The organism is Catenulispora sp. MAP12-49 (assembly GCF_041262705.1).
Lineage (GTDB): Bacteria > Actinomycetota > Actinomycetes > Streptomycetales > Catenulisporaceae > Catenulispora.
In genome coordinates this window covers 109,620-134,691 of the sequence record NZ_JBGCCP010000016.1, presented here as the reverse complement: position 1 = coordinate 134,691, position 25,072 = coordinate 109,620, and the positions used below count along the sequence as shown (strand labels likewise).

Annotated in this window: 25 protein-coding genes; 14 read left to right on the top strand and 11 right to left on the bottom strand. The window is 70.5% G+C overall.

Going from position 1 to position 25,072, the window contains the following annotated elements; all coding sequences use genetic code 11:
- Positions 1-43 precede the first annotated feature (43 nt).
- Positions 44-1,582 carry a sugar porter family MFS transporter gene (locus ABIA35_RS27090; RefSeq protein ID WP_370359777.1) on the bottom strand — a complete coding sequence of 513 codons (1,539 nt, stop codon included), beginning with the start codon at positions 1,580-1,582 and terminating at the stop codon, positions 44-46.
- A 178-nt stretch (positions 1,583-1,760) separates the two neighbouring features.
- On the bottom strand, positions 1,761-2,618 hold the full coding sequence (locus ABIA35_RS27085; RefSeq protein WP_370359776.1) for an IclR family transcriptional regulator: 858 nt from the start codon (positions 2,616-2,618) through the stop codon (positions 1,761-1,763).
- Positions 2,619-2,743: 125 nt separating this feature from the next.
- On the opposite strand from ABIA35_RS27085, the gene ABIA35_RS27080 reads away from it, so the two are divergent.
- The 6 genes from ABIA35_RS27080 to ABIA35_RS27055 all read left to right on the top strand — a co-directional run bounded on the left by ABIA35_RS27080 (position 2,744) and on the right by ABIA35_RS27055 (position 9,646).
- The gene (locus ABIA35_RS27080; RefSeq protein WP_370359775.1) at positions 2,744-4,597 is read left to right on the top strand and encodes a cellulose binding domain-containing protein; all 1,854 of its coding nucleotides are present in this window, start codon (positions 2,744-2,746) and stop codon (positions 4,595-4,597) included.
- A 165-nt stretch (positions 4,598-4,762) separates the two neighbouring features.
- The gene (locus tag ABIA35_RS27075; protein ID WP_370359774.1) at positions 4,763-6,109 is read left to right on the top strand and encodes a sugar ABC transporter substrate-binding protein; all 1,347 of its coding nucleotides are present in this window, start codon (positions 4,763-4,765) and stop codon (positions 6,107-6,109) included.
- Entirely contained in the window at positions 6,106-6,975 is an 870-nt protein-coding gene (locus ABIA35_RS27070) for a carbohydrate ABC transporter permease (RefSeq protein ID WP_370359773.1), read from the top strand. The genes ABIA35_RS27075 and ABIA35_RS27070 overlap by 4 nt, the downstream gene beginning before the upstream one ends.
- An 11-nt stretch (positions 6,976-6,986) precedes the next feature.
- Positions 6,987-7,820, top strand: coding sequence for a carbohydrate ABC transporter permease (locus tag ABIA35_RS27065; protein ID WP_370342007.1), 834 nt, complete (start codon positions 6,987-6,989; stop codon positions 7,818-7,820).
- 8 nt (positions 7,821-7,828) lie between these two features.
- Positions 7,829-8,809, top strand: coding sequence for a 5-dehydro-4-deoxyglucarate dehydratase (locus tag ABIA35_RS27060; protein ID WP_370359772.1), 981 nt, complete (start codon positions 7,829-7,831; stop codon positions 8,807-8,809).
- A 15-nt stretch (positions 8,810-8,824) separates the two neighbouring features.
- Entirely contained in the window at positions 8,825-9,646 is an 822-nt protein-coding gene (locus ABIA35_RS27055; protein ID WP_370359771.1) for an NAD-dependent epimerase/dehydratase family protein, read from the top strand.
- Here the strand turns inward: ABIA35_RS27055 and ABIA35_RS27050 are convergent.
- On the bottom strand, positions 9,643-10,506 hold the full coding sequence (locus ABIA35_RS27050; RefSeq protein WP_370359770.1) for a helix-turn-helix domain-containing protein: 864 nt from the start codon (positions 10,504-10,506) through the stop codon (positions 9,643-9,645). The genes ABIA35_RS27055 and ABIA35_RS27050 overlap by 4 nt on opposite strands.
- A gap of 112 nt (positions 10,507-10,618) precedes the next feature.
- Here ABIA35_RS27050 and ABIA35_RS27045 point away from each other — a divergent pair, with 112 nt between their 5' ends.
- The gene (locus ABIA35_RS27045) at positions 10,619-10,807 is read left to right on the top strand and encodes a hypothetical protein (RefSeq protein WP_370342003.1); all 189 of its coding nucleotides are present in this window, start codon (positions 10,619-10,621) and stop codon (positions 10,805-10,807) included.
- Between the two features lie 37 nt (positions 10,808-10,844).
- On the opposite strand, the gene ABIA35_RS27040 is transcribed toward ABIA35_RS27045, so the two are convergent.
- Positions 10,845-11,825 (bottom strand): DUF4389 domain-containing protein, encoded by a 981-nt coding sequence (locus ABIA35_RS27040; protein WP_370342000.1) that lies wholly within the window; start codon positions 11,823-11,825, stop codon positions 10,845-10,847.
- Between the two features lie 74 nt (positions 11,826-11,899).
- Positions 11,900-12,163, bottom strand: a complete 264-nt coding sequence (locus tag ABIA35_RS27035) for a hypothetical protein (protein WP_370341999.1) — start codon at positions 12,161-12,163, stop codon at positions 11,900-11,902.
- Positions 12,164-12,253: 90 nt separating this feature from the next.
- Here ABIA35_RS27035 and ABIA35_RS27030 point away from each other — a divergent pair, with 90 nt between their 5' ends.
- Positions 12,254-12,940 carry a YoaK family protein gene (locus ABIA35_RS27030; protein ID WP_370341998.1) on the top strand — a complete coding sequence of 229 codons (687 nt, stop codon included), beginning with the start codon at positions 12,254-12,256 and terminating at the stop codon, positions 12,938-12,940.
- Position 12,941: 1 nt separating this feature from the next.
- On the opposite strand, the gene ABIA35_RS27025 is transcribed toward ABIA35_RS27030, so the two are convergent.
- A complete protein-coding gene (locus tag ABIA35_RS27025) occupies positions 12,942-13,604 on the bottom strand; it encodes a hypothetical protein (protein WP_370359769.1) in 663 nt (220 codons plus the stop codon).
- 120 nt (positions 13,605-13,724) lie between these two features.
- Between ABIA35_RS27025 and ABIA35_RS27020 the strand changes: the two genes are divergently transcribed.
- Positions 13,725-14,234 carry an N-acetyltransferase family protein gene (locus ABIA35_RS27020; RefSeq protein WP_370341995.1) on the top strand — a complete coding sequence of 170 codons (510 nt, stop codon included), beginning with the start codon at positions 13,725-13,727 and terminating at the stop codon, positions 14,232-14,234.
- Between the two features lie 99 nt (positions 14,235-14,333).
- On the opposite strand, the gene ABIA35_RS27015 is transcribed toward ABIA35_RS27020, so the two are convergent.
- Together ABIA35_RS27015 and ABIA35_RS27010 are read right to left on the bottom strand one after the other, a co-directional pair.
- Entirely contained in the window at positions 14,334-14,573 is a 240-nt protein-coding gene (locus tag ABIA35_RS27015) for a hypothetical protein (protein ID WP_370359768.1), read from the bottom strand.
- Between the two features lie 326 nt (positions 14,574-14,899).
- On the bottom strand, positions 14,900-15,370 hold the full coding sequence (locus ABIA35_RS27010) for a MarR family winged helix-turn-helix transcriptional regulator (protein WP_370341991.1): 471 nt from the start codon (positions 15,368-15,370) through the stop codon (positions 14,900-14,902).
- A 64-nt stretch (positions 15,371-15,434) separates the two neighbouring features.
- Between ABIA35_RS27010 and ABIA35_RS27005 the strand changes: the two genes are divergently transcribed.
- Positions 15,435-15,818 carry a cupin domain-containing protein gene (locus ABIA35_RS27005; protein ID WP_370341989.1) on the top strand — a complete coding sequence of 128 codons (384 nt, stop codon included), beginning with the start codon at positions 15,435-15,437 and terminating at the stop codon, positions 15,816-15,818.
- Positions 15,819-15,873: 55 nt separating this feature from the next.
- On the opposite strand, the gene ABIA35_RS27000 is transcribed toward ABIA35_RS27005, so the two are convergent.
- Entirely contained in the window at positions 15,874-16,974 is a 1,101-nt protein-coding gene (locus tag ABIA35_RS27000) for a S1C family serine protease (RefSeq protein WP_370359767.1), read from the bottom strand.
- Between the two features lie 256 nt (positions 16,975-17,230).
- Between ABIA35_RS27000 and ABIA35_RS26995 the strand changes: the two genes are divergently transcribed.
- Complete coding sequence (locus ABIA35_RS26995; protein WP_370359766.1) at positions 17,231-17,587, top strand: RNA polymerase sigma factor; 357 nt, start codon at positions 17,231-17,233, stop codon at positions 17,585-17,587.
- On the top strand, positions 17,533-17,724 hold the full coding sequence (locus ABIA35_RS26990) for a hypothetical protein (protein ID WP_370341986.1): 192 nt from the start codon (positions 17,533-17,535) through the stop codon (positions 17,722-17,724). The genes ABIA35_RS26995 and ABIA35_RS26990 overlap by 55 nt, the downstream gene beginning before the upstream one ends.
- 50 nt (positions 17,725-17,774) lie before the next feature.
- Here the strand turns inward: ABIA35_RS26990 and ABIA35_RS26985 are convergent, their stop codons facing one another.
- Positions 17,775-18,374, bottom strand: a complete 600-nt coding sequence (locus ABIA35_RS26985; protein WP_370359765.1) for a hypothetical protein — start codon at positions 18,372-18,374, stop codon at positions 17,775-17,777.
- A gap of 55 nt (positions 18,375-18,429) precedes the next feature.
- Positions 18,430-18,927: a hypothetical protein gene (locus ABIA35_RS26980; protein WP_370359764.1), complete on the bottom strand. Its 498-nt coding sequence runs from the start codon at positions 18,925-18,927 to the stop codon at positions 18,430-18,432.
- 292 nt (positions 18,928-19,219) lie between these two features.
- Between ABIA35_RS26980 and ABIA35_RS26975 the strand changes: the two genes are divergently transcribed.
- Entirely contained in the window at positions 19,220-22,954 is a 3,735-nt protein-coding gene (locus tag ABIA35_RS26975) for a beta-mannosidase (protein ID WP_370359763.1), read from the top strand.
- A gap of 37 nt (positions 22,955-22,991) precedes the next feature.
- Positions 22,992-25,070 (top strand): glycosyl hydrolase family 8, encoded by a 2,079-nt coding sequence (locus ABIA35_RS26970; RefSeq protein WP_370341982.1) that lies wholly within the window; start codon positions 22,992-22,994, stop codon positions 25,068-25,070.
- Positions 25,071-25,072: the final 2 nt, after the last annotated feature.

The following is a 25,072-nucleotide window of genomic DNA, read 5'->3' as shown; positions in this document are numbered from 1 at the left end:
CGCGTCTTGTACGCTCGTGCGCCGCCGGCCGGCCGTGTGCGGATCAGGACTCTGAGACCAGCCCCGCCTCGCCGGGCTCCTCGGCCACCACACCCGCCGCACCCGCCGCCGTGTCGGCGCCCTGGGCCGGGACGGCCGTCGCACCGGCCCCCTGCCCGGCGCCGGCCGCGGACATCTCGCCGCCCGCGGAAATCGTCCCGCCGCGCAGATCCCGCTCGATCTGCTCCAGGCTGCGGCCCTTGGTCTCCGGGATGTAGAAGCGCGCCAGGAGCAGCAGAACGATGTTGATCCCGGCGAACACCCACATCGCGCCGCCGATCCCGAGGTTGCTCTTCGCCGACATCGTCGGGAAGACCGCGGTGACCAGGCCGGTGGCGGCCCACAGGACCGTGGTGGCCACGGCCGTGCCGGCCGCGCGGGCGCGCAGCGGGAAGATCTCGCCGATCATCACCCAGACCGTGGCGCCCCAGCCGAGTTCGTAGCCGGCCAGGTAGAGGATCAGGAAGACCAGGGTCAGGGTGCCGAGGGTGTCCTTGTCGGTCACGTTCTTGATGACCAGGCCCGCGGCGAACAGCGAGACCACCATCACCGCGGCGCCGACCATCAGCAGCGGCCTGCGGCCCCAGCGGTCCACCATGAACAGCTCCCACACCGTGAACAGGAACTTCACGACGCCGAGCACGACCGCCGACAGCAGCGCGGTGCGCGTGGCGAAACCCAGCGACTTCAGCATCGTCGGAAAGTAGGCGTTGATCGCGTTGACGCCGGAGAACTGCTGCCCGACGGCCAGGATCATCGCGACCAGGACCATCGGCCGCACCCACGGCTGCCACAGGTCGCGCACCCGCCCGCGCTCCTGGGAGTCGCGCCGGATCACGTCGCGGATCTCCTGGACCTCGGCGTCCAGCTCCGCCTGGCTCGCGGCCGGCAGCGTGGCGGCCAGCACGGCCCGGGCCTCGCCGTCCCGGCCCTGGCTCAGCAGCCAGCGCGGGGTTTCCGGCAGCACCAGCAGGCCGGCGATCAGGATGGCCGCGGGGATCAGGGCCCCGAGGAACATCCCCTTCCAGTCGCTGTGGCTGGACAGCGCGTAGTCCACCAGGAACGCGGTCAGGATCCCGGTGACGATGAACAGCTGGTTCAGCGAGCCCAGCGCGCCGCGCACCCGGGCCGGGGCCAGCTCGGCCAGGTAGGCCGGGACGGTCGCCGAGGACAGCCCGATGCCGATGCCGATGACGCCGCGGGTCAGCATCATCGCCTGCCAGTCGCCGGCCAGCACGCAGGCGACGGTCCCGATGATCACCACCACGGCGGCGCTCATGATGGTCAGCCGGCGCCCGATCCGGGTGCACAGCCGGCCGGCCAGTACGGCGCCGACCATCGCGCCGACCGACAGACTGGCGGTGATGGCGCCCTTCTGGAACGCGGTCAGCGACCACTGTTTCGCGAGCAGGACCAGGACGCCGGCGATGACCCCGAGGTCGTAGCCGAACAGGATGCCGCCGAAGGCGCCGAACGTGTACAGGGTCGCGCGGTTCACCGGCCGGCGCGCAGCCGGAGCTGCCGAGGACGCAGTATTCGCCATGGCGGGAACCGTGGCACTGGTTAAGGAGTCTGACAAGACATCCGGCGGTAACAATTCAGCAAAGCGGATGGCGTTCACATACAGGAACGCTTAACGATCAACGGAATCCGGTGCGTGGCATCCCCGGAATCCGACGCGTGGCATCCCCGATGCGACACGCTCGGCGGCCGGAGCCGCGCTACCGGATCCCGGCCCGCCGCAGCTGCTGGCTCAGGTCCTCGGCCACATCCCGCAGCAGCGCCCCGACCCGCTGAAGCTCGGCGTCCGTCACCCGCTCGTCCGGCATCGAGCAGCTCATCGCGTCCGTGCCGGGGATCCGGTAGGGCACCACCGCCGCGACGCACGCCAGGTTCGGCGAGCTCTGCCCCCGCTCGGTGGAGTAGCCGCGCTCGCGGATGAAGGCCAGTTCCGAGCGCAGTGCCTCGCGGTCGGTGATGGTCAGGTCGGTGAGCGCGTCCAGGTGCTTGGGCAGCACCGCCGTCAGTTCGTCGTCGGCCAGTTCGGCCAGCAGCACCTTGCCCAGCGCGGTGGCGTGCGCCGGCAGCGTCCGGCCGACGCGGGACACCAGGTGCGCCGAGGTGCGCGACTCGCGGGTCTGCAGGTACACGATGTCCGGGCCGTTCAGGCGCGCGAAGTGGCAGGTGTAGCCGATCTGCTCGCGCAGCCGCTCCAGGGCCTCGGTGGCGTAGGGCATCACCGGGTCGCGGTCCAGGTAGGCGGTGCCGCAGATCAGGGCCTTGACACCGAGCCGGAAGCGGGTGCCGGCGTCGTCGGCCTCGATCCAGCCGACGTCGCGCAGGGTGCGCAGCAGCCCGTGCAGCGAGGAGCGCGGGAACCCGGTGTGGTGGTGCAGGTCGGTCAGCGAGAGCCAGGAATGGTTCGTGCCGAAGGCCTCCAGCAGTTCCACCGCCCGCCGTGCCGACTTCACCCCCGCCGCGGAGTCGCCGCCGGCGCCGTCGGCGCCGTTGAGAGCCGCGTCGTTCGTCGAGGCGGCGGATCCGATCACGGGTCCGCTCGGTATGCCGGTGTCGGCCATGGGACTCCTTCGTTGACAGGTCTCCCGCCCCACATTACCGTCTGCGGCGGATTTCAGATATCTGACAAATGTTCACATATCTGAAACATCAAGGGAGCGCACAGGATCGGAAGGGAGACCCGCCAATGCTCAGCGCAAGACAACGGGGTACCGCTGCCCTGGCCGGGGCGATCGGCCTCGGGCTCGTCCTGTTCGGGGTGGATCAACCCGGTTTCGCCGCCTCGGGGGCGGCCGGGGGCCTCACGGTCTCGGTCGTGAACTACTCGGACTGGGGTGCCGGGTTCAGCGACGGGGCCACCGTGAAGAACACCGGCGGCAGCGCGGTCACCGGCTGGAACATCCAGTTCGACCTGGATTCCAGCGAGGCCGTGACCTCCTCCACCGGCGTCACCTACGCCTCGTCCGGAACGCACTACACGCTCACCGCCACCGGCACCGCCGCCACGCTCGCCCCGGGTGCGAGCGTGCTGGTGCACTTCAAGGGCACCGAGAATGCGGGGCACTACATAGCCCCGACCAACGTCACCGTCGCCCCCGGCGGCGGTGGGGGGAGTACGAGCCCTGCCACGCCCACCGGCCTGGCCGTCAGCGGCACCACGGCCTCGAGCATCTCGCTGGCCTGGACCGAGACCGACGACAGCGATCCGGCGGTGTCCTACCGGGTGCTGGAGGGCTCGGCGGTCGTCGCGTCGCCGACCGCGACCTCCGCGACCGTCGGCGGTCTGGCCGCCGCCAGCACCCACACCTACACGGTCGAAGCGGTCGACGCCGCCGGGGTCGCCTCCTCGGCCAGTTCGCCGGTCACCGCCACCACCGGCACCACCGGGGGCGGAGGCGGCGGCGCGTTCACGCAGTCGCTGATCGACAGCGCGGTCGCCGCGAAGCCCTTCGCCTGGGCCGCGCCCACCTCGGGCGTCCCGCGGCCGGGGACCGGCCCGTCCAACATCGCCGAGGCGAAGGTGCTGTACTACCTCGCTCTCGTCGACAAGGCCGCCCCGGGCTCCAAGGCCACCAACGGCACCGGCGTCCAGAGCGCGCTGCTCGCCCAGATCCGGAGCCTCATCGCGGGCGGCCACGAGCCGGACGCGGACGGCGGTCTGGAGATGTGGGGCCAGGCGCCGGTCGCGCAGGCCTTGCTGCTGCTGAAGAACGACGGCCCGGCGTGGAGCCAGCTGTCCTCCGCCGAGCAGAACAAGGTCTCGCTGGTAGAGGCCGCCATGGGCTACGGCAGCAACTACGCCTACAACGACGCCAACAACTTCGACTCCGGGATCTGCGGCTACGGCAACTTCGCCAAGACCAACAACCCGAACTACCGCGACGGCGGCGTCGACACCGAGATCGCGGCGATCCAGTACTTCGGAGCCTCGACGTGGGACGGCATGCTCAGCTCCTTCAACGACGCGACCTTCACCGCGCAGCTGAACGCGGCCGGCCTCACCAGCGCCGGCCAGTGCTTCGCGGCGGTCGGCAGCGGCGGGAACTCCGCCATCGCGCGGCCGTTCGTCTACGCCGGCCACGGCTCCAGCGACCTGATGGGCATCTGGGGCACCATCGCCGGCAACACCTTCGACAAGACCGCGGCCAGCACGGTGAGCCCGGCGCACATCGCGGACAACACCACGAGTCCGTACGACGGCCAGTGCTGCATGGGCCACGAGTTCAACAGCACCGACTCCTCAGGGCTGCGCAGCTCGGCACTCTACGTGTTCGAGGGCTGGATGAACGTCACCGGCGCGCGGGTGGCGATGGAGGTGCTCGGGAACTTCAACGCGTCTGCGGCGAGCACCGAGACGGCGTACCACATCGGCACGCTGGACCTGAAGTACAAGCTCGACCACGGCTACGTCGGCCAGGCCCTCAACCAGGACCTGCTGCTGGTCGACGACCACGGCGATCCGTCCGGCGACGGTCCGAACGACAAGGGCTTCCTGTACGACTGGGACGCCTACACCGTCGCGGGCGCACCGGCCGGCTGACCGGCGCGACATCTCAAGCATCTCAAAGGGGGCTCCTTCGGGGGCCCCTTCCTCTTGACCGCTCGGACGTTCTTCACTACCTTTCCAGCATCTGAGCCCGTTCACCCTCCTGTATTTCGTTCACATCCATGAATCCCCGTTGAAGCCGAGGGCCCCATGCGAACCGTGACATCCCGAACAGCGAGATCCCTGTGCGCCGCGGCCGTCACCGCCGGCGTTGCGATATCCGGTGCCGCGTGCGGCGGCTCCAGCAGCTCCTCCGGCGCGGCCACCTCCAAGAACGCCGCCGCCACCGGCACCCTCAACGTCTGGATCCGCGGCTCCGGCGACTCGCCGAAGGCGTACCAGAAGATCTTCGACGCCTTCACCGCGCAGACCGGCATCAAGGTCTCCATCGGCAAGGCCACGCTCACCGACTTCGAGACGGCGCTCACCGCCGCGGCCTCCGCGCACCAGCTTCCCGACATGGTCGTCGACGACGCCGCGCAGATGGGCGACTTCGTCTCCCAGGGCATCGTCCTGCCGATCGACAAGACCACGTTCACCGGCGCCGACCAGCTCACCGACCAGGCGTGGACTTCGGCCACCGACCTGAAGGGGCAGGTCTACGCGGTTCCGTTCTCCGCGCAGGCGAACGTGCTGCTGATCCGCAAGGACTGGCTGGACAAGCTGGGCCTGCAGGCGCCCAAGACCTGGGACGACATGGCCAAGGTCGCCCAGGCCTTCACCACGCAGGACCCGGACGGCGACGGCAAGCCCGACACCTACGGCCTGGCCGTCCCCGGCTCCACCTCGCGCGGCTACACCTCGTGGTTCTGGTCCTCGTTCCTGTACTCCGCGGGCGGCGACTTCCTCAAGCCCGGCGGCGGCAAGTTCACCGCGACCCTGAACACCCCGCAGGCCGTGTCCTCGGCGCAGTTCCTGGAGGACCAGGTCTGCAAGAACAAGGACGTGCAGCCCTCGGCGCTCGGGGACGACACCACCGCGACGAACAAGGCGTTCCAGACCGGCGTGGCCGGCATGTACCTGACCGGCCCCTACGCCTACGCGACGATGGACGCCACCGCGGTCAAGGGCAAGTACATCGTGGTCGCCCCGCCGACCGGCCCCGACGGCACCGCCGGGACGCTCGCGGAGGGCACCGACATCTTCACTATGGCCGACAGCAAGCAGGACGAGGTGACCAAGCTCGAGGAGTTCATGGTCACCCCCGACGCGCAGAAGCTCGGCATGACCGCGATCCCGTCCGCGACCGTCGTCCGGCTGCCGGTGAACAAGACCGTCGACCCGGCCGCCGTGCACGGGAACGACCCGCGCTGGCAGCTGGCGCAGCAGGTCTACAGCACCTCGGGCCACTACGAGTACGACAACGCCCCGAACTGGACGCAGCTGCGGCAGAAGATGTCGGACGACCTCAACAAGCTGCTGTCCTCCTGCGGGGACGTGCAGAGCGCGCTGAACTCCATGAACTCCGACGTCTCCTCGCTCCTGAAGCAGCAGGGCGTCGGATGACGGCACGCCGAATCCGAATAGGGCCCTGGCTCTACCTGGCACCCCTGCTGCTGTTCATCGGCGTGTTCAAGGTGTGGCCGACGGTGTGGGGCGTCTACCTGAGCTTCTTCCACGTCCGGCCGTACCTGGGGAACCAGTACGTCGGCACGGCGAACTACTCCAAGCTCTTCTCCGACCCGGACCTGCGCTCGGCCGTCGTGCACACCCTTCTCGACGCCGCGTTCGCCGTCTCCGGCTCGATCTTCGCCGGCTTCTGGCTGGCGGTGCTGCTCCAGGGCCCGGCCCGGCATGTCAGGATCCTGCGGACCGCGGTGTTCCTGCCGACGGTGATCGCCATGGTCGCCGCGGCCGAGCTGTGGACGACGCTGCTGTACCCCTCGCCCTACGGCTCGGTGAACTCGTTGCTGGGCAAGGTCGGCCTGGGCCCGGAACCGTTCTTCAACAGCCCGCATTCGGCGCTGGCATCGGTGATCCTGATGCAGATCTGGAAGAACGCGCCCTATGACATGGTCATCTTCGTCGCCGGCCTGGCGTCGGTCGACCGCGAGATGTACGAGGCGTGCCAGATCGACGGGGCGGGCTGGTGGCAGCGGCTGCGCTTCGTGACGCTGCCGGCGCTGCGGCCGATCACCACGATCGTGCTGGTGCTCGGGATCATCAGGGGTCTGCGGGTCTTCACCGACATCTGGGTCTCGACCAACGGCGGCCCGGCGGGCTCGTCGGAATCCGTGGTGACCTTTCTCTACCGGCAGTTCAGCCAGAACAACGACACCGGGTACGCCGCCGCGATCGGCACCGCGCTGCTCGTGGTCACGATGGCGCTGACGTGTCTGATGCTGCTGTGGCGGAGGCGTGCTGAGCGATGAGAATCCGTGGCATGGGGATCCGTACCAAGGCCGGCGTCTGGCTGCTCTACGCGCTGGTCGTGTTCGTGTTCGTCTATCCGCTGTGGACCGTGGTCGCGACCGTGTTCTCCCAGCGGCAGGCCCGGCTCGGCGCGATGATGAACGTCCCGCACGGGCTCACCGGCGCCAACATCTCCCAGGCCTGGCACCTCGGTGTGGCGCGCGGCCTGCTGAACTCGCTGATCGTGGTCGCGGTCGGGCTGACCCTGCAGCTGACGGTGTCCTCGCTGGCCGCCTATGCCCTGGCCCGCAAGCGCTTCAAGGGCGCCGGAGTGGTGATGCTGGCGATCCTGGCCACCATGATGATGCCCGAGGAGGTGATCGCGGTCCCGCTGTTCCAGGTGCTCGGCAAGATCCACCAGCCCTTCACCGGCGGGACGCTGGTCAACTCCTACGGCGGCCTGATCCTGCCGCTGGTCGGCTGGGCGCTCCCGGTGTACGTGCTCACCGGCTTCATGAAGCGGGTCCCGCTGGAGCTGGAAGAAGCCGCCCGGATCGACGGCGCCGGCGACTTCCGCATCTTCTGGCGCATCGTGCTGCCGGTGTGCCGGCCGGCCCTGGGCACGTGCGCGGTGTTCGGGTTCCTGATGATCTGGGACCAGTACCTGCTGCCCCTTCTGGTGTCGCAGAGTCCGAAGATGGACACCCTGACCGTCGTCGTCACCAGCCTGCAGGCCTCGCAGGAACAGGGCGAGGGGGTGCGGCTGGCGGCCGTGCTGATCCTCGCGGTGCCCGGCGTGCTGGTCTATCTGGCCTTGCAGAGACTGTTCGAACGCGGCCTGCTCAGCGGATCGCTCAAGGGATAAGGGTACTGATGCAAACACTGGTGGATCGGCTCGACGGCCTGCTGTTCTTCCCCGTCACTCCGTTCGCGCGCACCGCCGCCGGGTCTCCCGGCCGGGTCGACTTGGAGGTCTACCGCGAGCACCTGCGCTCGCGGCTGGCCTTCCTGGACGCGCCGGAGCGTCCGGGGCCCGCGGCGGTGTTCGCCTGCTGCGGGACCGGCGAGTTCCACTCGCTGGACGTGGACGAGTACGCCGAGTGCGTCCGGGCCGCCGCGGAGGTCGCGGCCGGGCGGGTGCCGGTGGTGGCCGCGGTCGGGTACGGGGCCGCGCTGGCCGCGTCGTTCTCCTCCGCCGCCAAGGAGGCCGGCGCCGACGGGCTGCTGGTGATGCCGCCGTACCTGGTCGCCGGGGGAGCGGCGGGCCTGCGCGACCACTACACCGCGGTGGCCGAGGCGACCGACCTGGACCTGATCATCTACCAGCGGGACAACGTGACGTTCACCCCCGAGGTGGTCGCGGACCTGGCCGAGGTCCCGAACGTCGTCGGGTTCAAGGACGGCAAGGGCGACCTGGACCTGATGCAGCGCATCGTCTCGGCCGTCCGGGACCGGCACGGCGAGGGCAAGCTCCACTACTTCAACGGGCTGCCGACCGCCGAGATGTCCCAGCTGGCCTACGCCGGCGTCGGAGTGCCGAACTACTCCTCGGCCGCGTTCTGCTTCGTCCCCGACGTCGCGCTGGCGTTCTACCACGGCTACCGCTCGGGACAGACGAGCCTGGTCAACGCGCTGCTGGACCGCTTCTACCGGCCGCTGGTGGAGCTCCGGGCCAAGGCCCCCGGTTACGCTGTCGCCTTGGTGAAGGCCGGAGTGCGGCTGGACGGCCTGGACGCCGGCCCCGTGCGTCCGCCGCTGACCGACGCCGCCCCGGAGCACGTGGAACGGCTTCAGGAGTTGGTCAACGAGGGACGCCGGGTACTGACCGAACACGGGCTCGACACGTCGGCGTGAAGAACGGGATGACAGATGTCTGATACGGAATTCGGCAGGATCCTGATGACCGGCGCGGCCGGCGGGGTGGGCACGTTCCTGCGCGCCGGCCTGGCCGAACTGGGCTGGCAGGTGCGCGGCTTCGACCTGGTGACCCCGGACGAGCCCGGAACCACCGAGTGGGTGGTGGGCGACGTCGGCGACGCGGCGGCGCTGGACGCGGCGATGCGGGACGTGGACGTCGTCATCCACCTGGCCGGGATCCCGGTCGAGGACCGCTTCGAGCGGATCCTGAAGAGCAACATCGACGGGACCTACCAGGTGTTCGACGCCGCGGTGCGGGCCGGGGTGCCGCGGATCCTGACGGCCAGCAGCAACCACGCCGTGGGGTACCACGAGCGCGCGGACTACCGCGACGCGCCGATCGGCGTGGACGTGCGGCCCAGGCCGGACACGTACTACGGCGTCTCGAAGGTCTTCATGGAGGCGATCGGGTCGTTCTACGCCGACCGGCACGGCCTGCAGGTGGTGTGCGTCCGCATCGGCTCGTGCTTCGAGGAGCCGAAGAGCATCCGGATGCTCGACACGTGGCTCAGCCCCGCCGACGCCACGCGCCTGTTCCACGCCCTGGCGACCGCGCCGGAAGTCGGCTACGAGATCGTCTACGGGATCTCGGCGAACAAGACGGCCTGGTGGGACCTGGAACCCGCGCGGCGTCTGGGATACGAGCCGCAGGACGACTCCGACGTGTTCGCCGAGAAGGCCGAGGCCGCCGCGGGCGGGGCGCCGGATCCGGCGGACCCGGAGTTCCGCTACCTCGGCGGGCGGTTCACGATGGCGGTGCCGCCGGAGGACTAGGGGTACTGCCCGGTGAGGTCGGGCTCGGGCCCCATCAGCGTTTCCGGATGGGGCCCGAGCCCGAACGCCACCAGCAGCGCACACTGTGCCTCGGCCGGGATCAACGGCCTGATCTGTGCTTCGGACCGCGCCCCGACGAGGACGACCAGCATCCGGCGGCCGGCCAGCGCGCTGCGGAAGGCGGCCGCGAGTTCGTCGGCCGTCGCCTCGGCGGGCCGGTCCGCCTGGAGCGATCGCAGGAACCTGCGGAGGACTGCGGCCGGGGGTGTGGCGGGCGTCGCGGCGAGGTTCGCGTACAACTGTCCGTCGGGGAACTTCGCCGAGGCGTGGTGCGCCGCGCGGATCGCCGCGTCCGAGGTCGCTACCTGCACCACCGCGGCTCGATAGGGCCTGGTCGGTCCCGCCATCAGCTCGGCCACGACTTCTCGGACGTCCAGCGCGGGATCGCCCAGATCCGGCGGCAACTCGCGCGGCACGCCGCCGCGCGGTCTGGCTGCCCGGCCCGGCAGCCCTGAGAATCCTCCATCGGCGGCCAGGCTCCCGGTCCGCGCGATGCCGCCGGCCGTGAACCCGGTACCGTCGCCGGCTTCTCCGGCCAGATCGTCGGGATCGGTCTCGGCGACCGCGCGCCGCACCGTCCCCATCAGCCGCGTTCTCGGCACCTGAAGGGCGTCGGCCAGCATCTGCACCGTCGTCCGGCGGGGCTTCAACGTCCGGCCGCGCTCCAGGCTGCGGATGGCGCGGGTGCTCAGACCGCTCGCGTGGGACAGCTCTTCCTGCGTCCAGCCGCGGCGCTCGCGCCACGCCCGGATCGCCTCCGCGAAGCCGCTGCCGCCGGTGTGGTCGTCCCCCTCCTCCACAGCGGCAGTCTGCCCGGCTGACGTGCGGCTAATCGTCCGCGCAACTTCCGGTGTCCGTTCCTGGTCCGGGCCGCGGGTGTGCGCCAGCCTGGAAGCGGAGGAGGTGGCGGCGGTGGTGATCTTCGTAGCTGTCGCGGGGTGTGTGGTCCTGGCCTTGCTCGGACGTGCGGTGTCCACGACGGCGCAGCGGATGCGCGGCTGGTACCGGGGGACTGTGGAGGGCAGCGCGATAGAGCTCGTCGCGCTGGCCGCCGTGGTGGGCGGCCTGCTCGGCGAGCTCTATATGCGGATGCGTCGGTGAGATACGGATACGTCGGTGAGGCGTCCGCGCGGCGCGACTACCGGTGCTGCGACACCGTGTACGGAGCCTTGCTGCTGTTCGAGGAGCTGGTGTCGGAGTTGAACACGCTGTTGATGATGACGCCGATCGCGCCGATCACGATCATCACGATCATCAGCGTCCGGCCCCCGCTCGACAGCAGCAGCGGCCGGGTCGGCGAGCGGCGCTCGGCGGCGGCGTCCGGGGAGCCGGGGGCCTCGCCGAACAGGCCCTTGGGCTGCGTCGGGGTCAGCATCCCGGAGAAGGCCATGAACCGGGTCTCGAAGCGCAGCATGGAGCTGAGCGCGCCGAACGCGGGCTCGGGCTGGCGGCCGGTGAACAGCATGATCACCCAGACGAAGAAGGACACCACGGCGGCGCCCTCGCCGACCACCGAGGTGATGATCCAGCCCGGGACCATGAGGATGATGCGGAAGAACACCGCGGCCGGGTTCAGCCGGGTGGCCTCCGGGATCTCCGCTTGGATCGGGTAGCCCGGCGCCTCGAAGAACACGAACGGCGGGTACTCGTCGACCAGCAGGAACAGGTATCCGTGCACTCGGACCTGGTACTTCAGGATGCCGATCAGGAAGTCCCGGATGCCGGTCGGCAGCCGTCCGGTGAACAGCGCCGCGAACCAGCCGACGATCAGCACGAAGAAGCCGGCCAGCAGCAGGAAGTACAGGATGATCAGCTGGGGGATGGCCAGGATCAGGCGGATCAGGACGGTCCAGCGGCGCTGCGGGCGCAGGCCGTGGACGTCGATCTGGACCTCCGGCTCGCGCCGGAGTTCGCCGTAGGCGCTGCCGCCGGGGTACTGCGGGTACTGCGAGTAGCCCTGCTGGCCGTAGGGCTGGCCGTAAGGCGGCTGCTGCTGGCCGGGCGGCGGCTGGCCGTATGGAGGCTGCTGCCCGGGGGGCGGAGGCTGCCGGCCGTACGGCGGCTGCGGCTGGTCGGGGTCCTCCGGCGGGGGCGGAGGGGCCGGGGGCAGGTTGCTCATGGGCCTCGGGCCTCCTTCTCGGGCTCGCCCTCATCAGGGCACGGCACGCGCTCGCGTACCACAGGCCCCCAGCATCACTCCGGCTCCGGGACCTCACCTCCGCTGCCGACCGATCGGATGACAGAGCGGCCCCGGCGCCGCGTGGGCCGCACCCGCGGGGGCGTCTCGACCAAGCCCAGGGCCTCCATCAGCAGCCGTGCGTCCCCGGCGTCGCGGGCCCGGGCCGCCAGCGCGCGCAGCGCCCGCTCACGGATCTCGGGCGGGCATTCCGCGCTGGAGGCGAGCTCGACGACCGTCCCGCCGGAGGGGAAGGCGAAGCTGTCCGTTCCTTTCGTCACGGTGTGACCCTTACCCGCTCCGGGCGCCGCGTGAACGGGACGCGCCCCCGACCGGCCGTCCGGATGCCAGCTTCTGGTCTAATCACCTCCGTGAAAGCCGCCCTGCTGCGCCTGTCCGACCGCCTCTACGACGGCGGCGCCGCCGAGCACGGCGTCCTGCCGGCCGCGCTGATCGTCGCCACGCTCGTCACCGGCGTCGTGGATGCCGTCAGCTACCTGGCCCTGAACCACATCTTCGTGGCCAACATGACCGGCAACGTGGTCTTCCTCGGCTTCGCCCTGGCCGGCGCGAAGGGCCTGACAGTCTGGGCCCCCTGCCTGGCCATCGCCTGCTTCGCGGCCGGCGCCTGGACCGAGACCCGTCTGGCCCGCGGCACTCCCGGCGACGCCGAGCACCACCGCCTGGCCAACGCCGTCGCCACGCACGCCGCCTTCGTCACGGTCGCCCTGCTCATCGCCGCCTTCGAAGACGACACGAAGACCGCCACCCACGCCCAGCTCACCGCGATCCTGGCCTTCGGCTTCGGGGTGCAGAACGCGGTGGTCCGCAAGCTCGCCGTCCCGGACCTGACCACCACGGTCCTGACCATGACGGTCACCGGCATCGCCGCGGACCCCCTCGGGCGGCCGACGGTGCGGCGCCTGCTCTCGCTGGCCTGCATCTTCCTCGGCGCGGTCAGCGGAGGCCTGCTGGTCCTGCACGAGAGCATCAGCGCCGCGCTCGGGCTGGCGCTGACGTTGTTGGTGGTCACCTCCGGCCTGGCGCGGCTCGGCTGATTCAGTTCAGCTGCGCCAAGCCCGCCCTGAGCGCCTGCGGGATCTCGGCTGTGAACCGACCGTCGACGGTCCCCGCACCGAGGTCGCGCACGTCCCATCCGCGCACCCACAGGAGCCGGGGCGGCAGCGGCTTCCGGGCCCGGCGGCCGAGCGTCTCGTTCAGCTCCCAGAGCGCGGAGACGACGTGCGGTGTCGCGCCGGAGTCCAGCGGCAGCGCGACGAACGAGTTGTCGTCCGTCACGATCACCAGCGCGCCGAGCGGGAGCCGCCGGCCCAGCGCCCGCTCCAGCCGGAACATGTGCGCGGCGCCGGGCCAGCCCATGCCGGTCACCGAGTACGCGTCGGTGCGGGTCCCGGGCATGGCGAAGCTGCGCACCTCCAGCGGCTCGACGCTCAGGGCGGCGAGCGCGTCGTCCCACAGCCGGGCCGGCGGAACCTGCCAGGTCGCGGCCAGATGGCGGGTCAGGACCAGGGGCTCGTCCTGGCGGCCTTTCACCACGACCGCCCCGATCAGGTCCGGATGGAAGTCGGACGTGAAGGCGTCCTCGCCCAGCGGCGAGCCGGCCGGCTGCACCACGACGCGCAGGCGCAGCGGCAGCAGGCTCGACGGCACGCCGGCGACCGTCCGGCAGACCGGATCAGAGCACGGCAATGATGCGTTCATGGTGGATCCCCCCAGATCACCTGTTCCCCGAGCGCCCAGATGCCGGGCGCCGGGAGAGCCTACAACACCGGGCGGGCCATCGACCGACCCGTTTCGCGGTGGCGCCTATCCTTGATCGCCGTGCCCGAACAAGCGATCCGCCCCCGCCGCGACGACGACCTCCCCGCCTGCGCCGAAGCCCTGCGCGGCGTCCACGAGACCGACGGCTACCCGGTCCGCTGGCCGGCCGACCCGCAGGGCTGGCTGACCCCGAAGAACATACTCGGAGTCTGGGTCGCGACCAGCGACGACGACGCCACGGTCCGCGGCCACGTGGCCCTCACCCGGGCCGACGCCGCCATCGCCGAGGCACTCGGCCTCCCGGCCCCGAACCTCGCCCTGGTGGCGCGCCTGTTCGTGGCGGTGGACGCACGCCGCGGAGGTCTGGCGACCGACCTGCTCGACCACGCGGCGCAGGCGGCAAGGGACGAAGGGCTCCAAGCAGTGCTCGAAGTGGACGCATCGGCCGCGGGCGCGATCGCCCTGTACGAGCGGGCCGGCTGGCGGCTGGCCGCGAGCGGCGAGGGCGGTTGGATCGCCGCCGACGGGCTGCCGGCCAGGGTGCGGTTCTATGTGGGGCCGGTCGGGTAGCGGGCTACTCCCGCGGCAAGCGCCTCGCGCTCGGCCACGACCAGCCGGCAAGCCAGCTCCGCCGATTTGCCCGCCCCGCCCGCCCATCGCAGCACCCGCCTACCGCCGCGCCTTCCGCCGCACCATCGCCGTTCCGGCGAAGGCCGCGCTGGCCGCGACCACCATGCCGCCGGCGAGGAGCCCGACCGAGTCGGCGGCCTGCTTCTCCGGCTCCATCACCGTGGCGGGCAGTGCCGGGCGCCCTGTCGTCGCGAGTCCCTCGGCGGGTGCGACCGCCACGATCGGGGCGACGAGGGTCAGGGGTGCGACGGCCAGGCCGGTCAGCAGGCGATGTCTCATGATCCCAGTCGAGACGCTCGGCGGGCCCGCCGTGGGGACCGACACGGCGGCGCTCGGCCGGGGGCGGCATAAGACCGATGATCGGCGCGGGCGTCACCCGGGCCGGGAACTCTAGCCGATTGATTCCTGGGGGTACCGGCGCGCTGTATCCGTTGGCGCCTTCGGCGCAGTGGTTGATCAGCGGCGCCTGGCCGCCCCGGCCGACCACCCACAGCCAACCAGGCTGAGGGAGGTCGTCCGTGACGCCCATGCTTGCTGCTGAACCGTTTCGCAAGACTGCTTGTCAGGTGCGGTGCTGCTTGCCGGAACCCCCAGGAATCAATCGTCTAGCCGTTGAACCATCCCGGGATGTCGAAGCGCATCTCGCGGTCGGCGGTCATCTCGCGCAGTGCCTCCTCGACCGCGGTCATCCGCTCCTCGCCGAGGCGCTCCGCCCAGCGGGCCCGTAGTCCGGCCATCGCTTCGAACGCGCGCTGCTGGACCTCCGTGCCGCGCGGGGTGAGGCGGATGATCTTGCTGCGGGCGTCCGCGGGGTCGGCGACGCGCTCGACGTACCCCTCGCGTTCGAGTCCTTCGATGGTCTTGCCCGCCGCCTGTTTGGACACGCCGAGGCGCCGTCCGAGTTCGGAGGCGGTGACGCCGTCGCCGATGGCCTTGAAGGTGACGCCGTGCAGCGGCCGGAAGCCCGGGTGGCCGGCCTCGGCGAGTTCGGTGTGCACGTCGTCGATCAGGGCCCGGAAGCCGAGCAGCATGAGCAGCGGCAGGTCGGAGCCTGGCGGAGGCAGCGTACTTGACACAATCGACAACCTTATTGTCTAGTTAGGACAACGCCGTTGTCGATTGTAGACCGAGGAGCCCGCCATGTCCGTCATCCGCACCTCCGAGACCCGCCGCAGCCAGACCCCGGCCGGTACCATGACCACCCTCGCCTCGCCCACGCTCGGTGCCGCCGAGCGGCCGATCTGGCGCGTGGACGTCGAGGCCGGGGCGCCGGCCGGGCCGCTGCACGTCATCGACGTCGAGCAGATCTGGGTCCTCACCGCCGGCGCCGCCGATGTGGAACTGGCGGGGGACAAGCACGCGCTGCGCGCCGGCGACACCATCGTGGTGCCGGCCGATGCCGAGCGCCGGGTCATCCCGGACCCGGTTGCCGGGTTCAGCGCGATCGTGACCGCGCCGGCCGGCGGGCGGGCGTGGACGCTGCCGCGCCAGGGCGACGGCGTCGTCCCGCCGTGGACTGTCTGAGCGGTCCAGTGGACTGTCTGAGCGGTCCGGCGGACCGTCTGAGAGGTCCGTCCGCTCACCCGTTCAGCGTCCCGAGCGTGACCGTCGCCGTGTGCTTCGATCCGTCCGGGGACGTGTAGTCCACCTTGACCTGCTGTCCGGGCTTGAGCGTCACCAGCACCTGGGACAGCGTCGTCGGGTCCGGCGTCGGCGTGCCGTTCACGGCGGTGATCACGTCGCCGACCTTCAGCCCGGCGGCCCCGGCGGCGCTGTTCGCCTCCACCTGGGCGATGCCGACGCCGGCCGGGGTCCCGTTGTTGTCCACCACGCCCTGCACCTTCACCCCGAGCGCGGCGCGGCCGGAGTCGGTCACCTTGCCCGAGGCGATCAGCTGGTCGGCGATGCGGGTGGCGGTCGCGGTCGGGATCGCGAAGCCGATGCCGGGCGCGGCGCTGTTGCCGAGCTCGGGGTTGAGCGCCGCGGCCGAGGGGATGCCGACCACTTCGCTGGACAGGTCCACCAGCGCGCCGCCGCTGTTGCCGTTGTTGATCGCCGCCGAGGTCTGGATGGCGTCGCCCACGGTGATGGCGGCGCCGTTGGCGTCGTTGGAGGTCACGGTCCGGCCCAGCGCCGAGACGATGCCCTCGGTCACGGTGCCGGTCAGGCCCAGCGGGCTGCCCATGGCCAGCACGATCTGCCCGACCTTGAGCTTGGTGGAGTCGCCGAACTTCGCCGGCCTGAGCCCGTTCGCCCCGCCGCTGACCCGGATCACCGCCAGGTCGCCGGTGGGGAAGCTGCCGACCAGCGAGGCGCTCAGCGGCCGGCCGCCGGTGGGCTGGGTGACCATGAAGCTGGTGGCCTGCCCGACGACGTGCGCGTTGGTGAGGATGTCGCCCTTGCTGTCGTAGACCACGCCGGAGCCCAGGCCGCTGTCGGTGCTGATCTGCACCACCGAGGGCAGCACGTTGGCGACCATGGTCTCGTAGTCCGACTGAAGTTGGTCGGAGACCTGCGTCGAGCTGCTGTTCGGGCTCGCCGCGCCGCCCGGGCCCGCCGCCGTGGACGAGGCGGCCGGGGTGGACTTCGGCTTCGGCGTCGAGGATCCGCAGCCGGCCGCGGCCAGCAGGGCCACGCACACCGCGGCGGCGGCCGCACCCTTGTTCGCACGCTGCTTCAACGTGACCTCGCTGAGTCGGGGGCAACGATCACCCGGTGGTCTGCACACGCCGGGGCCTGCGCAAACGTCGCCAGCGCCGGACGTGTGAACCCGGGCCCGTGACAGAATCCGCCGAGGACGGCAATCCCCTGGTGTGAGCGAGACGACGACGCAGCGACCACAGCGCCCTCGAGATCGGCCGCGAACGGAGCCCACGCATCCGGGACGGCCCTGGCGGCCCGCCCCGGACCACGACCCCGCCGCCGGTTTCGAGCACATGTACCGCGCCAACATCGACGCGGTCACCGCCTACTTCGCCCGGCGCAGCACGGACCCGCAGACGGTCGCCGACCTGACCGCGGACACGTTCGTCGAGGCGATCACCTCCTACACCACCTTCGACCCCCGCCGCGGCACCGCGCGCGCCTGGCTGTTCGGCATAGCGCGCCGGGTCTTCGCCAAGCACTGCGAGTCCGACGCGCGCCGCCGTGAGCGCACCGTCCGGCTGGCGGGGCGCCGCGAGCTGGCGGCATCAACTCGGTCACGGTCCAGGCCAAGGCCCTGCCGAAGAACGACACCATGCTGGTCGCCGTCGGCTTCGACGGCGGCATTCAGCACATCGCCGTGGTGCTGACCGACCGGCCGGTGCCGGCGTGCGTGAGCCTGCCGGCCGACCCGCCGCGGGGCGCGGTGACCGGTACCGACGGCGGCGGCCTGCGGACCGGCGGGGGCGCGGGCAGCGGCCCGGTGCTGGACCAGAAGAACGGCTGAGCAAGAAGCCTGACGGTTCCGGATCGGCGTGCGGCGCCCGTCCGGACCCGCTATTCCTGGTGCGCCGGAGCGGCCACCACATCCCGATACCGCTCGTGCGCGGTCTGCCGCGTGACGCCCAACGCGTCCCCGATCAGCTCCCAGCTCAGCTCCCGCGCCCGCGCGGCGCCCACCGCCGCCGCGATCTCCGAGCCGATGCGCGCCTGCGTGACCCGCAGGGCCTTGACGACTGCCAGCGGTCGGGCGTCGTACTCGCCCTCCTTGCGCGCCGTCTCAAGGGTTCCGGCCAACGCCTCGGCGGCTTTGGCGACCGTCAGGAAGTACACGGTGACGTCGTCCATGTGGACGTCCCACTGACCCCGCGCTGTGTCCTCGGCCTGCGGGTCGTAGCCGACGCGCTCGCCGCGCCAGCCGCACACGCACGCCGGCAGCAGCCACGCCGGCTCCACGCCCGGGGCGTCGGCCTCGCTGCCCGCCGACCACCAGCCGTCCCGGAACTCCATCTCGGACCACTGGCCGCCCGAGCCGTAGGCCGGGATCACGCCGTTGGCGAGCACGCCGACCGCCTGGCCTTCGTGCTCCTCGTCCGGGACGCCCTCATAGAGCCAACCCATCGCGCACCCCTTCGATGTCAGGATTCCCTTACGCATGACTGTATGGGAACCCTGACACGGAATCAAGGAACGTTCGGCGCGCGTAGCGGCCTCAGTGCCGCACCGCAGCCGACACCTTCGCCGTCAGCGTCCCCGACAGCTGCCGGTTGCTGGTCGCGGTGCCGGTCCCCGAGCCGTTGGCGGGGACGTTCGAGATGGTCACCACGGTCGCGTCCTGGAGTCCTCCGCTCTGGTCGTCGAAGGACACGGCGATCGTGTAGTCGTGCGCGCTGCTGGTCGGGTTCGTGGCGGTGACCTCGGCGGTCGCCTTGCCGTCCGAGCCGACGGTGACCGTTCCGACCTTGACGTCCGAGGTGGCGGTCACGCCGTTCTTGATGTCCCCCAGCGCCGACGCCGCGGCCGACGCCGCCTGGGAGGCCGCGGAGCCCACCGCCGAGGCGCCCTGCGAGATCGCGCTCGACACCGCGCTGCCGGCGCTCGATCCGGGGCTCGACGCGCTGCTGCTGCACCCCGTGACCGCTCCAGCGGCCCCGACGGACACCACGCCCAGCGCCATCCCGGCGATCCACGACCTGCGACAGACCCTCATGCCCGTTTCCTCCATGCCCGCTGTTTCGACGACCTCACGGCGCGCGAGCAGATACCCACCAGAGAGTGACTCACCCCTGCGGAGCCTTCGGGCTGCTCCGAACGGGGTGCGCACCCGAACGATCCACGCTCCACCACATCTGGTTAAGGAGCTTTCGCAGACTCTTGACGACCTGGTCGGAGGGGAAGTAGCGTACGCCCCGATCTCGTTAGGAAGCTTTCCTAATTCCATCGCGCAGCGCTCCAGCACCGTCGCATCCCGCGTCACCCGCCAAGCCCACGAGGAGCCGGGCATGAGATCCATTGACACGATCCGCACACGCCGCTCTGCGTCCCGAGCCTTCGGGGCCGCCGCACTCGTCTGTACAGTCCTGGCCGCGACCGTCCAGATGGCGACGGCCGGCAGCAGCCCGCAAGGCGCATCGAGCACACGTTCCGTCGCGCCCGTCGCGCCTGCCGCGGCCGCCGTCGCCGTGGACCCCGCGACCGGTTCGTCCGCGGTCCAGAACCTCGGCGCGGCCACCGGGTGGAAGGTCCTCACCAGCTCGACCGCCACGCAGGGCGGCGCGAAGATCTCCGCGCCGGGCTTCTCCACCTCCGGCTGGCTCACCGTCGCCAACGACGGCGGGGGTGCGCCGGGCACCGAGATCAACGCCCTGCTTCAGAACGGCAGCTGCCCGAACGTCTACGTCTCCACCAACATGAAGACCTGCTTCGGCCAGATGACCAAGGTCGGCGCGGACACCATCGCGCAGTTCTCGGTCCCGTGGTGGTACCGGACGGACTTCACCGCGCCGCCGAGCGGGCAGGGCGCGCGGCTGGTCCTGAACGGCGTCGTCGGCACGGCGGACGTCTGGGTCAACGGCACCCAGGTCGCCTCGTCCTCGACCGTCACCGGCGACTACGACAAGTTCGTCTTCGACATCACCTCCAAGCTGGTCTCCGGCACCAACTCGCTGGCCATCGAGATGCACCCGAACAACCCGAACTCGATGCTGACGCTGGACAACGTTGACTGGAGCCAGATCCCGCCGGACAACAACACCGGCATCCAGTTCCCCGTGCAGCTGGAGTCTGGCGGCCCGCTGATCGTCGACGACGCGCACGTGAACCAGAGCACCGCGGCCAACCTGTCCAGCAGCGCGCTGACGGTGAAGGCCTCGGTGGTCAACGTCACCGGCTCCTCGCAGACCGGCGCGGTGACCGCGACGCTCACCCCGCCCGGCGGCGGGACCCCGATCTCGGTGACGCAGAACGTCACCGTCGCCGCGAACGCGACCTCGACCGTCACGTTCGCCCCGTCGAGCTACCCGGCGCTGACCCTGTCCTCGCCGAAGATCTGGTGGCCCTACCAGATGGGCGCGCAGCCGCTCTACACGCTGGCCACCTCCGTGGCCCAGAACTCGACCGTGCTGAACACCACCTCCGAGACCTTCGGCATCCGCACGGTGCAGTCGTCCCTGGTCGGGTCCGGCAGTGCCGCGACCTCCGGGGTGCGCCAGTTCGGCATCAACGGTCAGCCGCTGGTGATCCGCGGCGGCGGCTGGGACCCCGACCTGTTCCTGCGCTACGACCCCGCGGACACCGCGCAGCAGATCGCGCTGATGAAGTCCATGGGCCTGAACGCCATCCGGCTTGAGGGCCACTTCATGCCGCCGGACTTCTACCAGCAGATGGACGCCGCCGGAATCCTGGTCAACGTCGGCTACCAGTGCTGCGACGAGTGGGAGAACAGCGGCTCGGCCGGGACCGTGTACCAGAACACCGCGACGACCCAGGGCGCGATCTGGCGCAACCACCCGAGCATCTTCAGCTTCCAGTGGAGCGACAACAACCCGAGCTCGACCCAGGAATCGCAGGCTCTGAACGGCTTCGCCGCAGCCGATTTCCCCGGTCCGTTCATCTCCTCCGCCGAGTACAACTCCAGCTCCCAGCTCGGGGTGTCGGGGGAGAAGGAGGGTCCTTACGACTGGGTGCCGTCGAACTACTGGTACGACACCTCGCACTACCCCTCCGGCGACTCCACGCTGACCAACGCCGGCGGCGCCTGGGGCTTCGACTCCGAGCAGAGCGCCGGCGACACGGTCCCGACGCTGGACTCGATCAACCGCTTCCTGTCCTCCTCAGACCAGTCGGCCCTGTGGCAGACCACCGCGGCGAACCAGTACCACGCGAACTATGAGGGCACCAGCCACAGCGGCTACGCGTTCGGCACGCTCTACAACCTGGACCAGGCGGTCTCCAAGCGCTTCGGAGCCTGGTCGAGCCTGGCGCAGTACGTCCAGGAGGCGCAGGCGCAGAACTACGAGGACACCCGCGCGCAGTTCGAGGCCTACATCGCCCACTCCACCAACACCACGCAGCCTTCCACCGGCACCATCTACTGGCAGATGAACAAGGGCTGGCCGACGCTTCTGTGGTCGCTCTACAACAACGACTACGACCAGGCCGGCGCGTACTTCGGCGCGCAGGAGGCCAACCGCACGCTGCACGCGATCTACACCCTCGACACCCACACCGTGACCGTCGACAACCTGTCGGGCCAGACGCAGTCCGGCGTGACCGTCGAGTCGAAGGTCTACAACACCTCGGGCTCCCTGCTGGACGACCAGACCTCGGGCTCGCTGTCCCTGGCCTCCCAGAAGGTGCAGAACAAGGTGCTCACGCCGAAGCTGCCCAGCGCCGCCGGCACGGTCTACTTCGTCGAGCTGCTGGTCAAGCAGAACGGCACCGTGGTCGACCGCAACGTCTACTGGGACTCGACCACGCCGGACGCCGTCAACTGGGGCTCGACCATCCCCTCCGGCGGCGGCAACCCGCAGGCCACGATGAGCTCCTACGCGAACCTCAGCGCCCTGCAGAACCTGCCGTCGGCCACTGTTTCGGCGACCGCCTCGACTACCAGCCAGCCCGGCCCGAACGGTGCCGACAGCCTGGTCACGGTCACGGTCACCAACAAGTCCACGACGCCGACCGTCGGCTTCCTGCTCCGTGCGGACCTGCGCCGCGGGACCGCTTCGGGCTCCGAGCTGTCCGGCGACAACGAGGTGACCTCGGCGGTCTGGAGCGACAACGACATCACGCTGTGGCCGGGGGAGTCCGAGACCCTGACCGCCTCCTTCAAGTCCTCCGACCTGCAGGGCGCGACGCCGGTGGTGAGCCTGTCCGGCTGGAACGCGGCGAAGACCGACGTGGTCGCGGGCACCGGCACCGGCGCCCCGAACGACTTCTCGATCTCCGACGCGCCGGCCTCCGGCTCGGTGGCGCAGGGCTCTTCGACTACCGCGACCGTCTCCACCGCCCTGACCAGCGGCACCGCCGAGCCCGTCACGCTGACCGCCTCCGGTCTGCCGACCGGCGCCACCGCGGCGTTCTCCCCGGCCTCGGTCACGGCCGGCGGGTCGTCGACCGTGACGATCTCGACCGCGGCGAGCACTCCGGCGGGGACGTATCCGATCACCATCACCGGCACCGCAGCATCGGCCACACACACCACGAGCTACTCGTTGACGGTCACGTCGTCGGGCGGCGGCGGCTGCACCGCGGCGCAGTTGCTGGCGAATCCGGGCTTCGAGTCCGGGGCGGCCTCGTGGACGCAGACCTCGACGCTGGGGTTCGACCCGATCACCAAGGCCACCTCGGCTGAGCCGGCGCACTCCGGGTCGTACATCGCCTGGTTCAACGGCAACGGCAGCAAGGACACCGACACGATCGCGCAATCGGTGACGATCCCCGCCGGGTGCAGTGCGTCGCTGACGTACTGGCTGCACATCGACACCACCGAGAGCACCAGCACGGCGAAGCCGGACACGTTCACCGTGCAGGTCCTGAACGCCTCCGGGACGGTGCTCGGGACCGTCGGGTCGTTCTCCAACCTGAACGCCGCCTCGGGCTACTCGCAGAAGACCGCCGACCTGTCGGCCTACGCCGGCCAGACGGTCACCCTGAAATTCACCGGCAGCGAGACCGACACCAGCGGCGGCACGACCACCTTCGTGGTCGACGACACCGCTCTGCAGACCAACTGACGCCCCCACATCCCCACCCCAGAAAGGATCGACCACTGTGAAGCACCGCACTCAGCGTGTGCTCAGCCTGGCGACCGGAATCAGCACCCTGGCCGGAGTCGTGGCGATCGCCGTCGCGCACTCCGCCCCGGTCAGCGCCGCCGGGCCGAACTACGCCTTCCCGCAGCACCAGACGTACAAGGTCGGCGTCATGCCGTCGGCCTCGCAGGCCACGCGCGACGCCGCCGTGGAGAAGCAGTACAACTCCTGGAAGTCCACGTACCTCGTCAAAGGCTGCGCCAGCAACGAGTACTACGTGTCCACCAAGGGCGACGGCGACGCCACCAACAACGGCCCGGTCTCCGAGGGCCAGGGCTACGGCATGAACATCGTGCCGCTGATGGCCGGGTACGACGCCAGTGCGCAGACCGAGTTCAACGGCCTGTGGCAGCTGGTCAAGGACCACGAAGACCAGTACGGCATGATGCAGTGGCAGCTGGACGGCAAGACCTGCAAGTACTACAGCGGCGGCACGCCCGACGGCGCCACCGACGGCGACCTGGACATCGGCTACGGCCTGATCCTCGCCGACGAGCAGTGGGGCGGCTACAGCAGCGACGCCAAGACGTGGCTGACCAACTTCTGGAACCACAACGTGGCCCCCGACGGCCACCTCAAGTGCGAGGACGACGGCCCGAACACCGACACCCGGCCCTCGGACCACATGATCGACCACCTGCGGGCCTACGCCGCGTACGACCCGTCGCACGACTGGAACAAGGTCATATCCCGGACCGAGGCCGTGGACGGCTCGCTGGTGAGCAACTACTCGTCCTCCTACGGCCTGCTGTCCGACTTCGTCGTCGGCGCCGACGGCAGCAGCCCGAAGCCGGCCCCGGCGAACTACCAGGAGGACCAGCCGGACAACATCGTCGGCTACAACTCCATCCGCGTGCCCTGGCACATGGGCACCGACGCGCTGCTGAACGGTTCCTCGACGGCGGCGTTCGAGCTCAGCGAGGCCCAGAAGTGGTCGGCGTGCGCCAAGAAGGTCTCGGGTTCCAACCCGGGGAACGTCTACCCGCACCTGAACCTGAACTGCACCGCGCAGAGCACCTCGGACGTCGCCGAGGAAGCCGGCGACTCGATCGGCCCGTCCGCCATGGCCGCCGGCGACCAGGCGTGGACCGACACGATCTGGAACTACCTGCAGACCAACCCCTACGGTGACGGCTACTACGGCGAGACCATCAAGACGCTCGTCATGATCGTCATGGCCGGCGACTACTGGAGCCCGGCCTCGGCCTCCACCCCGCCGCCGCCCGCCAACGACTTCTCGATCTCGGCCTCGCCGACGTCGGGCTCGGTCACCGTCGGCGGCACCGCGACCGCCACCATCTCCACCGCGGTGACCGCGGGCAGCGCCGAGTCCGTCGCCCTGAGCGCCTCCGGCGGTCCGGCGGGTTCGACGGTCAGCTTCAGCCCTGCTTCGGTCACCTCCGGCGGCAGTTCGACGCTGAGCGTGGCGACGAGCTCCTCGACGGCCACGGGCACGTTCACCATCACCGTCACCGGCACCGCCGCGTCCGGGACCCACACCGCCACCTACACGGTCACGGTGAACCCGACCTCCGGCGGTGGCGGCTGCACCTCGGCGCAGCTGCTGGCCAACCCGGGCTTCGAGTCCGGGGCGACCTCGTGGACCCAGACCTCGACCCTCGGCTTCACGCCGATCACCAAGGCCACCTCGGCCGAGCCGGCGCACTCGGGCTCGTACGTCGCCTGGTTCAACGGCAACGGCAGCAAGGACACCGACACGGCTTCGCAGTCCATCACCATCCCGGCGGGCTGCACCGCGACGCTGACCTACTGGCTGCACATCGACACCACGGAGAACACGACCTCGGCCAAGCCGGACACGTTCACCGTGCAGGTCCTGAACTCCTCGGGGACCGTGCTGGCGACCGTTGGTTCCTTCTCGAACCTGAACGCCGCCTCGGGCTACTCGCAGAAGACCGCCGACCTGTCGGCGTACGCGGGGCAGACCGTCACCCTGAAGTTCACCGGCTCGGAGACCGACACGAGCGGGGGGACCACCAACTCCGTCATCGACGACACGGCGGTGACGACTTCCTGACC